The 12,460-nt window shown below is 58.5% G+C and carries 13 protein-coding genes; 8 read left to right on the forward strand and 5 right to left on the reverse strand.

What is annotated here, in order from left to right:
• Positions 1-11: 11 nt before the first annotated feature.
• Positions 12-1,223, forward strand: coding sequence for a hypothetical protein (locus tag ACZ5Q2_RS09560; protein ID WP_061331631.1), 1,212 nt, complete (start codon positions 12-14; stop codon positions 1,221-1,223).
• A gap of 9 nt (positions 1,224-1,232) precedes the next feature.
• On the forward strand, positions 1,233-2,036 hold the full coding sequence (locus tag ACZ5Q2_RS09565) for a mechanosensitive ion channel family protein (protein ID WP_061331630.1): 804 nt from the start codon (positions 1,233-1,235) through the stop codon (positions 2,034-2,036).
• 14 nt (positions 2,037-2,050) lie between these two features.
• Here ACZ5Q2_RS09565 and dctP read toward each other — a convergent pair whose 3' ends face one another.
• Positions 2,051-3,106, reverse strand: coding sequence for a TRAP transporter substrate-binding protein DctP (gene dctP / locus ACZ5Q2_RS09570; protein ID WP_061331629.1), 1,056 nt, complete (start codon positions 3,104-3,106; stop codon positions 2,051-2,053).
• Between the two features lie 172 nt (positions 3,107-3,278).
• Complete coding sequence (locus ACZ5Q2_RS09575; protein ID WP_061331628.1) at positions 3,279-3,659, reverse strand: DUF4168 domain-containing protein; 381 nt, start codon at positions 3,657-3,659, stop codon at positions 3,279-3,281.
• 220 nt (positions 3,660-3,879) lie between these two features.
• Between ACZ5Q2_RS09575 and ACZ5Q2_RS09580 the strand changes: the two genes are divergently transcribed.
• Genes ACZ5Q2_RS09580 through ACZ5Q2_RS09595 form a run of 4 tightly spaced genes read left to right on the forward strand, consistent with a single transcriptional unit; the run spans position 3,880 to position 7,903 of the window.
• Positions 3,880-5,352, forward strand: coding sequence for an ATP-binding protein (locus tag ACZ5Q2_RS09580; protein ID WP_061331627.1), 1,473 nt, complete (start codon positions 3,880-3,882; stop codon positions 5,350-5,352).
• Entirely contained in the window at positions 5,349-6,734 is a 1,386-nt protein-coding gene (locus ACZ5Q2_RS09585; protein ID WP_061331626.1) for a sigma-54-dependent transcriptional regulator, read from the forward strand. Before ACZ5Q2_RS09580 ends, ACZ5Q2_RS09585 begins: the two co-directional genes overlap by 4 nt.
• On the forward strand, positions 6,727-7,632 hold the full coding sequence (locus tag ACZ5Q2_RS09590) for a DMT family transporter (protein WP_061331625.1): 906 nt from the start codon (positions 6,727-6,729) through the stop codon (positions 7,630-7,632). The genes ACZ5Q2_RS09585 and ACZ5Q2_RS09590 overlap by 8 nt, the downstream gene beginning before the upstream one ends.
• Positions 7,625-7,903: a GIY-YIG nuclease family protein gene (locus tag ACZ5Q2_RS09595; protein ID WP_061331624.1), complete on the forward strand. Its 279-nt coding sequence runs from the start codon at positions 7,625-7,627 to the stop codon at positions 7,901-7,903. The genes ACZ5Q2_RS09590 and ACZ5Q2_RS09595 overlap by 8 nt, the downstream gene beginning before the upstream one ends.
• Here the strand turns inward: ACZ5Q2_RS09595 and ACZ5Q2_RS09600 are convergent.
• A complete protein-coding gene (locus ACZ5Q2_RS09600) occupies positions 7,881-8,774 on the reverse strand; it encodes an alpha/beta hydrolase (protein WP_061331623.1) in 894 nt (297 codons plus the stop codon). The genes ACZ5Q2_RS09595 and ACZ5Q2_RS09600 overlap by 23 nt on opposite strands.
• A 70-nt stretch (positions 8,775-8,844) precedes the next feature.
• On the opposite strand from ACZ5Q2_RS09600, the gene ACZ5Q2_RS09605 reads away from it, so the two are divergent.
• On the forward strand, positions 8,845-9,834 hold the full coding sequence (locus tag ACZ5Q2_RS09605; protein ID WP_061331622.1) for an alpha/beta hydrolase: 990 nt from the start codon (positions 8,845-8,847) through the stop codon (positions 9,832-9,834).
• Between the two features lie 57 nt (positions 9,835-9,891).
• The gene (locus ACZ5Q2_RS09610) at positions 9,892-10,548 is read left to right on the forward strand and encodes a YiaD family glycine zipper/OmpA-like lipoprotein (RefSeq protein WP_061331650.1); all 657 of its coding nucleotides are present in this window, start codon (positions 9,892-9,894) and stop codon (positions 10,546-10,548) included.
• Between the two features lie 88 nt (positions 10,549-10,636).
• Here the strand turns inward: ACZ5Q2_RS09610 and ACZ5Q2_RS09615 are convergent, their stop codons facing one another.
• Positions 10,637-10,921 (reverse strand): hypothetical protein, encoded by a 285-nt coding sequence (locus ACZ5Q2_RS09615; protein ID WP_061331621.1) that lies wholly within the window; start codon positions 10,919-10,921, stop codon positions 10,637-10,639.
• 197 nt (positions 10,922-11,118) lie between these two features.
• Positions 11,119-12,348 (reverse strand): phosphoglycerate dehydrogenase, encoded by a 1,230-nt coding sequence (gene serA / locus ACZ5Q2_RS09620; protein WP_061331620.1) that lies wholly within the window; start codon positions 12,346-12,348, stop codon positions 11,119-11,121.
• Positions 12,349-12,460: the final 112 nt, after the last annotated feature.

Here is a 12,460-nt window from a genome sequence, read left to right on the forward strand (position 1 = left end):
GGAGTATCGCATTGGCGAATGACGTTGTTGAAGACCATCCTTATCTGCCTGGCGGACTAATTACGCTGGACCAATGGAAAACCCCTGAGACCTCGGTTCAGAAAACCATCCGCGGCGCCTTTCGGGACATTCTTGACCAGTTGAGAGCCGGTATCAGTCCGGAGGAGCAGGCATTCCAGAGCCTGGATGATCTGCCGATGCTGTCTGGGGATCGGCTGAAGGAATTTGCACCGGAACCGGATGCCGCATTGCTGGCGCAGGTATTGGTGGACCAGTTCGATCAGCTACATCGTGACGGAGCCAGCCATCGCGAGGTGAACTTTGTGGTGGCGCCTCCGTTTTCCGGGGTGAAGGAAGCCCTGCGCTGCCTGTCCCGGAGAGTGCTGACACCCCCGGATAACCTGTTGATGACAGCGCAGGACGCTGGCGCCTGGTGGGACGAACAACTGTCCGGCGGCGACTGGGTGATTCCGGAACTGGCGGATTTTTGGCTCAGGCACCCAGCCGGGCTGAACCTGCTCCGGGAACTCTTTGCCCGCATTGCGCTGGATCAGGCCGGCAACGGGATGGTTGGCTGTTCCAGCTGGTGCTGGCAGTTCTGGCGCCAGTATTCACCGGAGCTCAGCCTGGCACCTTACACCCTGGCGCCGCTGACTGGTGAGCAATTGACCCGGTGGCTGGATTACCTGGCGTCCGGCAAGGGAGAGCAGCAGGTTACTGCCAGAATGACCCGCGATGGGTTGTATGTTCTGCCGGCACCCGGGCAGGACTTTGACCTGAAATACAGCAGCTTTAACCAGGACCTGGCAACCCTTGCTCGGGGCAACCGGGGTGTGGCGCTCGCCATCTGGCAACGTACCTTGCGGGCCCGGCCCGAGAGAGACGATGAAGACTCGGGCAAGGAAGTTGTCCGGCTGGCCGGGCGTCGGTGCTGGGTTGCCCCGCTGGATCAGATCAGCCTGCCCTCGGTGCCTGCGAGTGCCGGGCGACAGCCGAGCCACATTCTGCATGCCTTGCTGTTGCACGACGGCCTTGATACCGAGCAGGTGGCATTGGTGACCGGGCTACAGAAACAGGATATTGCCTTGACTCTGGACCGGCTAATCCGGTCCGAGCTGGTTGGCCGAGCACCTGAATCGGATGTGTATCGGGTCACCCCACTGGGGTACTCCGCCGTTCGCAAGAACCTTCAGGCCCGGGGCTATCCCGTGGATGGTTTCTAGGAGATCTCGATGGGCGATTTCGGTTTCAAGGAGACATTTGCTTCGATCACTACTGACGCGTTGCTGAATGCATTGATGGTGGTGATACTGGCATCGTTAGTGATCATGCTGGTGCAGAAGCTGCTCCCGGCCCTCGCCGGCAAGCTCGGGGGCAAACTCAGGCTTTACCTGCTGGCGTCAGTACCGCTGCTGCGGTTACTGATTATTGTGCTGGCCATCGTGACGGTAGTGCCCATCCTGGTGGAGCCGTCTTTTGAGAACATGGTGGCAATTTTCGGGGCCCTGGGCCTGGCGCTGGGGTTTGCCTTCAAGGATTACGCCAACAGTCTGATCGCGGGCATTGTGACCCTCTATGAGATGCCTTATCGCCCGGGGGACTGGATTGAGGTGAACGGTCGTTACGGTGAGGTGAGGTCTATCGGTACGCGGGCAGCGGAGATTGTCACCCTGGATGATACCGTGATCGTGATTCCCCACAGCCTGCTGTGGAATACTTTGCTGGCGAACGGCAATGACGGCACCGACAACCTGATGTGCGTGGCAGAGCTGCACCTGGAGCCGAACCACAACGTGGCGCGAATGCAGCACCTGTTTCGGGACGTGGTATTTACCTGCCCGTTGACCAAAACCTATCAGCCGGTGATCGTGACCGTTTCCGCCACCGACGATGCGATGCGCTATCGCCTCAAAGCATATCCACTGGAGCCCAGGGAGCAAAGCCGGTTTATCTCGGATCTGACTGCAAGAGCGGCCGATGTCTGTGCCCGGGAAGGCGTTCGGATGGTATCAAAACGGGTGACAGGCGCAGACTAGAGCTCCATGGAGCGCTAGGGCTGTGTCCATTCATCCACAAATTTCAGCAGGGCCATGCCGGTTTCGCCGGTCTGTTCGAGGTATTTGTCCCGTACCGGCAGGCTGGCCTGACGGAATCGTTCCCGCTCCTCGTCATCCAGCAGAACTACCTGTATACCACCGGCTTCCACCATACTTTCCAGGCGCTGCTGGTTGAGCGTTTCCTGGCTTTCCCAGGCGAACCCCGCCAGATCCCGCACCGCATCGTTCAGCCAGGTGCGTTCCCGGTCGGGCAGGTCGTTGTACCATTGCTGGTTCGAGACGATAGAGGCGACAAAATAAGAAGCCCGGGCCATGGTGAGGGTGGTCTGCACCTCGTGGAAGTCCATTTCCTCAATGGCAAACACCGGGTTGGTCTGGCCGTCGATCTTGCGTAGCTGAAGGTCACTGTAGACTTGGGAATAGGGCGTCTGAACCGGCTCCGCCCCGTACGCACGGTAAGCCTCGGCAGCCATGTTTGACGTCATCGTACGGATGCGCAGGCCCTGGAAGTCGTCTGGCGAGCGCAGGGGCTGATTGGCGGTCCAGGTCATCCAGCCTTCCGGAATAAAGCCCAGGAGGTGCAAGCCGGTTTGCTGGTAGGGTTGCTGAAACTGTGAAATCAGCTCCGGATCTTCCAACAACTGGCGTGCGGCTTCCGGTTGCTCGGGCATAAGAAAGTGCAGGTTGAAAATGCCAGATTCCGGAACCGTGTCGGCCAGGTGGCCGGGTGAGGCAAAGGCCAGGTTCACTGAGCCATTGCGGGCCAGTTCCGTGAGCTGGGTGGATGTACCCAGAGACCCGTAAGGAAAGACGTCTACTTCGATAAGGCCGTCAGAAATATCCTCAATGTGGGAGCGGAATGCCTCTGCATACTGATGTTGTACGCTGCCTTCAATCTCTTCGAGGGCAAAGCGCCAGGTGATCGGGTATTTCTCCGAGATGGGTTGCAGGCTGCCCTGATCACCGGGCGCCGGGTCGTCGGAACATCCGGAGAGCATCAGGGAGCAGGCTGCCAGTGCAAGCCAGGGGCGGATGGGTGTTTTGATCATAACGGTCGGACTCCGGCCCGGAAAAATGAAAAGCAGTTCGTTATTCCTCACAGAAAGGTATCACAAGATGAAGCCACTGGCAGATCCGGATAGGCCGTAATATAACCGGGGCACACAATAAAAAGCCCCGCTTGAAGCGGGGCTGAAGGACGAACCGAGTTGCAGGGTTCGCTTACATCATGGAGTCAACGCGATTACGTACTTCCGGGTCGCTGCTGTAGGCCGTTGCAATGGCGTTGTAAGTCGGGATGTCCATACCGACTTCCTCGATCACACCCACCATCTTGTCGTTGGCTTCCATTTGCAGTTCCTGGGCTTCTTGCTGGGAATCCGCAGCTTCAATCTTTGCGATGTAGTCCTCACGAACTTCCATCACACCAGATTGTGCTTCCACGAACTGCTGCAGATCGGAATCGCTGTAGTTAGCGTCCTGAGCATTTTGAGCCGCTGGGTCTGCGTATTCAGCGCCTTGCTGAGCATCTTGCTGGGCAATGGCAGGTGCAGCCGCGAGCATGGCCATGGAAGCGGTAATGGAAATCAGCAGTTTATTCATAAACAAGCTCCTTGAGGTTTGGCGGGCATCCGGGATGTTCCGCCGATTTGTGAAACACGCCAAAGACATAACAAGTGCTGTGCCAACTTCCAAAAATAAGTATAAAATCAATAAAAACAGTAGTTTGTGATTGTATTAGCATTACGTTCGGGTAATTCTGGTTGTGGCGAAATGCCACATGTGGCACAAATGCTGTGACACTTCTACATAGGAATCGCTCATGGCTTCCCTTGGCCGCCGTATTGGTGACCTGTTTCGCTCGCTGCAGTTGACGCTGGTTCTGAGCATCGTGGTTCCGCTGCTGATGTTCAGTGGTATTGCGATATACATCGGCCTGGGCGCGGTCGAAAAAGCATTGAATGAGCGCCTTCGCGAAGACCTTGAGCTGGTTGCCAGGGCGGTCAGCGGCCCGCTGTCCAATGCCCTTGTGGAGAAAGACGAACTGGTGCTTGGGGAATCCCTTAAATCCATCTTCCAGATTGGCCGCATTTCCGGGGCGTCCGTGTTTGATGAAGAAGGTAACCGGGTGGCGAGCCTTGGGGTGGCGGATTCTGACGTCACCAACAGCGTGAGTGCCGAGCGGGTCATCGCCAGTGGCGAGCTGGGCGGTGCTTTCCGGCGGGTTGATGGCGAATCGGTGTTTTCGCAGTTTACGCCACTGGTCGGCGAAGACGGCCGTATTCAGGGCCTGCTACAGGTGACGCGACAGCGCAGTGACTTCCACGACCTGGTGGCCTCCAGCCGCTGGTGGGCGGTGGGGATCTGGTCTGTACTGGCTATGACCATCATCCTGGTGGTGGTGCTGGGGCATTACCGTACTGTGGGGCGCCACGTGAATGGATTGATGGAGAACATGGATAAACTGGCGCCTGGCCGTTGGCTTCTGGCGACCCCTGCGGCCGGCCCTCGGGAGTTGCGACAGATTCATCGGGGTATTCGGGATATGGGCCGGCGCATGGGCGATGCCGAGGCCGAGATCGAAGACCGGATTGCCCGGGAAAGAGCGCTGGCCGAACAACTGGAGTACCAGGAGAAGGTGGCCATGATCGGCCGCGTCGCCGGCGGGGTTGCCCATGAGTTGGGGGCGCCGCTGAATGTGATTCAGGGCCGTGCCCGGATACTCGCCAGGGCGGGGCTGCCGGACGATCAACAGCGGCACCTTAAGGATATTGAGCACCAGGTGCAGCGGATGACCACCATCATTCAGCAATTACTGGACTGTTTCCGGCACGTGCCAGACTCCAGGCGACCACTGGACCTGTCTGATGTTCTGCGAGACGTTCTGGCCCGCGCATCCGAAGACGAACGGTGCAGTCGTTGTCAGCTTGAGACCCAAGGCATTGATCAGTCCATGCCCACCCGGGCTGAGCCGCTACGGGTTGGCCTCGCCTGCCTGAATGTTATCCGTAATGGCTGCCAGTCTGCCCGCAGCCGGCTAAGGGTAACGGCCCATCAGTCCGATGATTGCTGGGAAATCCGGATAGAGGATGACGGGCCGGGTATTGCGCCTGAGGATAGGGACAAGATCTTCGAGCCCTTCTACAGTACCCGCCCTGCTGGCGAGGGCACCGGCCTGGGGCTGGCCGTTGTGAACAGCGTCATAAAGGAACATGGAGGTCGTGTGGGTGTGGAGGAGAGTAGCCTGGGCGGGTGTCGAATGAGTCTGTATTTTCCCAGGGAGACCGGCGTATGAGTGATTCGGTAGCAACCATATTACTGGTTGAGGATGACCAGAGCCTGGGCCAGTTGCTGGCCGAAGAGCTGGAGATGGACGGTTACACCATGCTCCGGGCCGGGACCGTTGATGAGGCCCGGCAGCAGCTGCGGGAACAACGGCCAAGCCTGATCGTCTCGGACCTGCGACTGCCGGATGGCGACGGCCTGCAGGTGCTGTCGTTTCAGCAGGCAGAGCATCCGGGCATTCCCTTTATCGTGATTACCGCCTTTGGCACGGTCGATCAGGCGGTGGATGCACTGAAAGCCGGTGCCGATGATTTTCTGACCAAGCCCCTTTCGACGGACCACCTGAGGCTCAAGATAAAGCGGCTGTTGGCCCAGGCGGACATCAACCGGCAGTTGGCGGAGATTCAGGCCAGTCAGAATGGTGGAAATAACCTGGGCCTGGTGGGCGACAGTCCGGCCATGGCGCGCTTGCGCACCGAAATCCGGCAGGTGGCCCGTAGCCAGGCGGCGGTTCTGATCAACGGTGAAAGCGGGACCGGCAAGGAGCTGGTGGCCCGGGCAGTGCACCAGCAGAGTGATCGGGCCGGGCAGGCGTTCCTGGCCGTAAACTGTGCGGGCATTCCGCCGGACCTGATGGAAAGTGAATTCTTTGGCCATGAAGCCGGCGCCTTTACCGGCGCCAGACAGGGGCGCAAGGGGCTGTTTGCGGAAGCCAGTGGTGGCACCTTGTTGCTGGACGAGATTGGTGAGATGCCCCTGGCTCTGCAGGCCAAGCTGCTACGGGTGCTTCAGGAAGGCTCCATCAAGCCGGTCGGCTCTGATCATGAGGAAACCGTGGATGTGCGGATTCTCGCCGCCACCCACGTTGATCTTATGAAGGCGGTGGAGCAGGGGGAGTTCCGGGAGGATCTGTACTATCGCCTGGAAACCCTGTCTCTCGGTATTCCGCCACTTCGGGAACGGGGTGAGGATGTTGAATTGCTGGCCATGCATTTCCTCAAGGAAGCCTGCCGCCGCCACAACCGGGGGTTTATCAAACTCAGTGATGTGACCCTTCGAGTGCTTCGGGACTATCCGTTCCCTGGTAACGTTCGGGAGTTGTCCAGTGCCGTTGAGCGGGCGGTTACCTTCTGCGAGGGCGATACCATTCAACCGGAGCATTTGCCGGAGCGCATCCGAAAGCGTCAGGGGGTCTCTCCCCAGCCTTTGGCGGCACCGGGTTCGGTCAATCTGTCAGAGTGGCCAACGCTGGAGGCCTTACAGCAGGACTATGTGCGCCGGGTGATGGCGGCGGTGGATGGTAACAAGCGTCGGGCAGCCCAGATTCTGGGTATCAACCGGCGGACGCTTTACCGCTGGCTGGAAACCGAAACAGGACCGGCAAATGACTAATCAGAAGCAGGCCATGCTCTATGGCCTGGCAACCGTGTTGCTGTGGTCCACTGTGGCAACCGCCTTCAAACTGGCCCTGGCCGAGCTGGCTCCGGTGCAGATGTTGCTGGTGGCTTGCGCCGCTTCAGTATTGGTCATGGGTGGAATCCTGATGGCCCAGGGCCGTTGGCATCTGGTATTTGAACTTTCCCGGCGGCAGTACCTGCAGTCTGTCGGGATGGGTCTGATCAACCCGTGCCTGTACTATTTCTTCCTGTTCGGCGCCTTTGACCGCCTGCCGGCGCAGGAAGCGCAGCCTCTCAACTATACCTGGGCGTTGGTGCTTGCTTATCTTTCGGTGCCTTTTCTGGGCCAGAAACTGCGCCGCATCGACATCCTGGCTGGTCTGGTTTGCTATGCCGGCGTGGTGGTCATTGCTACCCGGGGCGCGGTCACCAGCCTCAGCTTTTCAGATCCGCTGGGCGTCGCCTTCGCGTTGGGTAGCACCCTGGTGTGGGCCAGCTACTGGATTATTGCCACCCGCGACACCCGTGACCCTGTGGTTGGCCTGTTCCTGAATTTCCTGTTTGGCTTGCCGTTCATAACCCTGGCGTGCTGGTACACGGTGGGGCTCGAACTGCCGCTGGGCCGATCCCTGACCGCGGCGGTCTATGTGGGTGTGTTCGAGATGGGAATCGCCTTTGTGCTCTGGTCCCAGGCTATGAAAAAGGCTGAGAACACGGCGAAGGTCAGCAACCTGATCTTCATCTCACCGTTTCTGTCATTGGTGTTTATCTACTTCATTCTCGGCGAAACCATCATGCCGTCTACCTACGTTGGGCTGACGCTGATCATGGCCGGGTTGTGGTTGCAGCAGCAGAAGGTTCGGGTTCGGCAGCGGGGGCTCGACCATGGGTGAGGGCTGGTACCTCTACCTAGTTCGCACCAGAACCGGCAGCCTGTATACCGGCATTACCACAGACGTGGAACGCCGCTTCTCAGAGCATCAGGCCGGGGCCCCTAAGGGGGCCCGCAGCCTGCGAGGCAAAGGGCCTTTGACCCTGGCATTCCAGGCATCGGTCGGAAACCGTAGCCGGGCCTCGCAACTGGAATGGCAGGTCAAACGCTGGTCCAAAGCCCGTAAAGAAGCGCTTATCAGAGGTGCTCTCAGCTTGCCAGATGGGTCCTGACATGGTCGGCGGCAACCTGCACGGCCTCGGTGGCGCGGTCCAGTTGGCCGCAATGGACCTGAAACACGTGCCACAGGTTATTGTAGATCTCCAGCCGGGTTGCTACGCCATCTCGCTTGGCGATATCTGCCAGCCGGGTAGCATCGTTCAGTAGAATTTCCTCGCTGCCAACCTGGATCAGTAACGGCGGCAAGTTATCCAACTGGCCATACACCGGCGATATCAGTGGCGTGGTCAGCGGTGTGTCGCCGGCGTACATTCGGGCGGCGTTGGCGGTCCAGCTTTCCTGCAACACCGGCTCGCGCTCCGGCTGATAGAGCGCGCCCTGGCTGAGATCAACCCAGGGCGAGAAACAGGTGATTGAGGAGGGCAGCGGGTGTTTGTGGTCACGCAGCTTCATCGCCAGAGCGATGGATAATCCGCCGCCGGCGGAATCACCGGCCAAGGCAAGGCTATTGGCCGACAGGCCCTGGCTGATCAGCGCCAGGTAAACGGATTCGGCATCGTCCAGAGCTGCCGGGAACGGATGTTCCGGAGCCAGGTGGTAATCGGGGGTAATCACTTCGCACCCGGACAGCTTGGCCAGGTGCCCGGTGATACCCCGATGGGTGCTTGCAGAGCCAATAATGTAGCCGCCGCCGTGGAGGTAGAGGATCGTTCCGGATGGCGTTGCTGTTGCCGTGGTTCGTAACACGGGAACGTCGCCCAGGTCGTCTCGGACAAATCGGGCGCCGCGCGGAGGCACAGACGACCGATAGGCCTGGCGAATCAACTGGCGTTGCAGTTTCAGGGGTACAGCATTCGAGAGCATCGGGCGGACCAAGCGCTGCATTGTCTGGCGCAGCCCGGCTTCAAGAAGCGGCTGGAACATCTGTGTTCTCCCTCGTGAATGCGTTAGGATGTCGAACAATTCTCGATTCATGACAGGCGTTTAACTCTACGTGTACTGGAAAACAGATACCATAGAAATTCCGAACTGGGACAGACATTCTTTGCTGGATCGTCTGGAACCCTTTGATCCGGCCATCAACCGTGAACTCAGTGTCGAGATGGAGGCCTACTGCCGTTTTTATGGCCTGGACTTATGGGTAGAGCACCCGGAGGTTACTTACCATCAGGGTTACATCAAGGCTGAACGGCATGAGGTGATGGTTCATTACTTCCGGCTGCCGGAGTCGTCTGCCCCCAAAGGCACGGTGTTCATTCTGCATGGTTACTTTGATCATGTGGGGCTGTACACGCAGCTGATTGACCGCTGCCTTGGGGCCGGTTTTGATGTCTTGGCCTACGATCAGCCCGGGCACGGGTTGTCCAGCGGTACGCCGGCAGCCATAGGTAGCTTTCTGGAGTACCAGGCGGTGTTGTCGGAGGTGATGGCCCATGTGCGGGATAAAATCCGCGGCCCCTGGTTTGCGGTAGGCCAGAGTACGGGTGGGGCGATTCTGATCGACTACCTGTTATCGAATCACCATAACCGGGAAACCTCGGATTTCCGCAGGGTGGTGTTGCTGGCGCCACTGGTTCGTCCCATGGGGTGGTTGGGCGCCAAGATTCTGCACAGTCTGGTCAAGCCGTTCCTGACCCGCTGGCGGAGGGTGTTCGGAGCCAACAGTGGCAACGCGCGCTTTCTGGACTTCCTGCGGGAGCATGATCCCCTCCAGGCCAGAGCCGTGCATGTGGATTGGGTGACGGCCCTGCGTAAATGGGTGCCACATATAGAATCGGCACGGCCGGTGGATTTTCCGGTGACGGTGGTCCAGGGGGAAAAGGATCTGACCGTGGACTGGCAGCACAATTTGCGGATTATCCGGAATAAATTTGCCTCAGTAAGGGAACAAAGAATCCCGGATGGGCGTCATCATCTGGTAAACGAAGCGCAGGATTTGCAGGCGACGGTGTTTAACACCATTATTGATACGTTCGCGGAATAACACATTGGTTTGCGCCACTTGGTGGCCGCCAGTCAGGAACTGAAGCAGGAGATAGCAGTGAAAAAGACCATTCTTGCCTTTGCAGTGGCAACCGTTGGCCTCAGTGGCTGTATGACTTACGACCCTTACACTGGTGAGGAGAAGACCTCCAGTGCCACCAAGGGCAGTATTATTGGTGCTATCGGTGGTGCTGCTGTGGGTGCGGCAACCTCCAGCAAAAGTGACCGCGGCAAGGGCGCGTTGATCGGTGCGGCTGGTGGGGCGGCCATCGGCGGCGGTATCGGCTACTACATGGATCGTCAGGAAGCCGAGCTGCGTCATAAGCTGGAAGGCACTGGCGTTCGGGTGGTTCGTAACGGTGACCAGATTGAATTGATCATGCCTGGCAACATCACTTTCGATACCAACCAGTCCACCATCCGCCCTGGCTTCAACGACACCCTGGAATCCGTGGCTCTGGTGCTCAAGGAATTCGACAAGACGATTATCCAGATCGAAGGCCACACCGACAGCACAGGATCTGAAAACTACAACCAGCTGTTATCAGAGCGCCGCGCGTCATCCGTTCGTGACTTCCTGCTGAATCAGGGTATTGAGCCGCGCCGGACCCGCGCTGTGGGCTATGGCCAGCGTTACCCGATCGCCTCCAACGACACCGCTTCTGGCCGTGAGCAGAACCGTCGTGTTGAGTTGACTCTGGTGCCGATGCAGTAAAGCCCGGCCGGGTTTTGCCATCGCCCAACGAAAAAGCCCCGGCTGCAAAGACCGGGGCTTTTTGTTTGCCGTGTTGGCAGGTGTGGCATCAGTTGGTGTTACTGGGCAGCCACTCATCAATGCGTTTTTTGAGTTCATCCAGCTGGTTCTCGCCAGACTCCTTCAGCTCGCCCAGCTTGGTTCGGGCCGTTTCAATCTGGTCTTCCATGGCCTGGATGCGTTCTGAGAAGTCCCTCTGAATCTTGGCCTCAGCTTCTTCGTCCTTTGCTTTGGCAATTTTCTCATTGGCCTCAGCTCTCAGACTTTCGATCTGTTTGCTCCAGTGCTCGGTCTGGGTTTCCAGTTTTCGCTGCAAAGAATCCTTCAATGACATAGCTAACTCTCCTGTCGGGCCGGGCATTTACCACGACCGTTTCAATGAGTGGTACCTACCAGCATGGCCTCGGGTGCTGGAAACTCAAGGGCGTCAGGATTAAGTTTTGTTGAAGTCACCTTGATTCGGGGTATTGTGGCCCGAAATGGCATAAAAAAACCGGAGCCAGGCCCCGGTTTTTTGCGTAAGCACTGCGCTCAGAACAGTACCCGACAACGGATAGTGCCTTTCACCTGGCGCAGTTTTTCCAGTGCCAGCTCACCGTAGGCTTTGTCGACATCAATCACCACGTAACCGATGTCCTCCTTGGTTTGCAGGTACTGGCCACACACGTTGATGCCGTTCTCGGAGAATACCTGGTTGATCTCGGACATCACGCCCGGCACGTTCTCGTGGATGTGCAGCAGGCGGTGCTGGTTCGGGTGCGACGGCAGGGCCACTTCCGGGAAGTTCACAGAGGATACGGAGGTGCCGTTGTCGCTGTACATGGCCAGCTTCTCGGCCACTTCGCGACCGATGTTTTCCTGAGCCTCGATGGTAGAACCGCCCACGTGGGGGGTCAGGATGCAGTTGTCGAACTCGCGCAGCGGAGAGATGAACTCTTCATCGTTGGACTTCGGCTCAACCGGGAACACGTCTACCGCAGCACCCAGCAGCTTGCCGGAACGGAGGGCGTCGGCCAGGGCGTCAATGTCGACCACGGTGCCCCGGGATGCGTTCATCAGGATGGAGCCAGGCTTCATCTGGGCGAACTGCTCGGCCTTGAACATGTACTTGGTGGCCGGCGTTTCCGGTACGTGCAGGGAAACCACGTCTGCGATGTTCAGCAGTTCCTGCAGGGTGCCTACCTGGGTGGCATTACCAATCGACAGCTTGGAGACCACATCGTAGAAGTACACATCCATGCCCAAGCCTTCGGCCAGAACACTGAACTGGGTACCGATATTGCCGTAGCCGATGATGCCAAGCTTCTTGCCACGGATTTCGTAGCTGTTCTTGGCGGATTTCAGCCATTCGCCCCGGTGCGCCTTGGCGCTCTTCTCAGGCACGCCGCGCAGCAGCAGGATGGCCTGGGCCAATACCAGCTCGGCGACGGAGCGAGTGTTGGAAAACGGTGCGTTGAATACCGCAACACCACGGCGGGTGGCGGCTTGCAGGTCGACCTGGTTGGTGCCAATACAGAAACAGCCCACGGCCACCAGCTTTTTGGCGGCGTCAAATACCTTCTCGGTCAACTGGGTGCGGGAGCGGATACCGACGAAGTGCGCATCGGCAATCTTCTCGATCAGCTCTTCCTCGCCCAGGGAATGGGACAGGTACTCAATGTTGGTGTAACCCGCAGCGTTCAGGGTATCAATGGCGGATTGATGCACGCCTTCCAGCAGCAGGATCCGGATTTTGCTCTTTTCGAGAGACGTATTTGACATGGGCTTGCTTCCGAACCTTTCGTCACGTGAAATGACCGCGGCCGGGGATCGTCAACCCGGCTCACAGAACAGGGGCGGTATGATACCATAAAAGGAACTTTTCACAGCGCGC

Source organism: Marinobacter alkaliphilus, from assembly GCF_055394375.1.